The sequence below is a fragment of the Halomonas sp. 3D7M genome, from assembly GCF_014897885.1.
Taxonomy (GTDB): domain Bacteria; phylum Pseudomonadota; class Gammaproteobacteria; order Pseudomonadales; family Halomonadaceae; genus Vreelandella.
Genome location: NZ_JABUZF010000034.1, coordinates 1 through 764 on the forward strand (window position 1 = coordinate 1; position 764 = coordinate 764).

Below are 764 nucleotides of genomic sequence, written 5' to 3' on the forward strand. Positions count from 1 at the left end.
GCGGCCAAGTGGCCGTAATTCGCCAACTTCTCAATATTGTGTACCAAGCAGTAGAGCTGCCACTGGCCTTGCACCTTTTGCTTACCCCGAAGGCTGAAGCGGTTCAGTCTTTTCGTTGTGCCAATGTTGCCGAAGACGGGCTCCACGACTGACATACGATGGCTGTAAATTTCTTTGCCCTTGGGGCTATCGACTCGGTGCTTCATCCAGTCAGTATAATTGGGTAAGCGTTTGTTCTCGATAACAAAAGACACTTGTCGCCCTGCACCGTTGCGATGGTCGGCCGAGCTCGGATTTTGCATGCATCGGTATTTCTTTGAGCAGTGTCGACATTGCAGCAAGCGCCCTTCAAAGTGTACCCGAGTCTTACCAGTGTCCGTTGCTCGTTGCCCGCGAAAGGACAGTTTTTCACCGGTTGGGCAGATACACGTGGTCTTGCCATTGTCAGTTTCTCGTTGCCCGCGGTAGGACAGTTTTTCACCGGTTGGGCAGATACACGTTAGCTCTACTGGATCAAACTGGAACGCACTAGCTGGCGTCGTCTCCCGCCAGCCTTTGTCCGGCAGGTTCTGGTGGCGCTTGCCGTATTTGTCTTTCTGGTCGGCGAACTTCGGGTCTCGGCTGCGGAACTGATTATCGGGGATGTAGCCGTTGATCCGCTGTTCGTGCAGATACTTCATGTTAGCCTCATTGGCAAAGCCGGTATCTGCGGTGACGACGGTGCCTTTCTGATAGATATTCTCCGCAATCCCCAGTTTCTTAAA

General features: G+C 52.7%; 1 protein-coding gene. It reads right to left on the reverse strand.

Going from position 1 to position 764, the window contains the following annotated elements; translation table 11 throughout:
* The coding region (locus INT22_RS00720) for a transposase (RefSeq protein ID WP_193067496.1) at window positions 1–764 on the reverse strand (764 nt) is incomplete at both ends.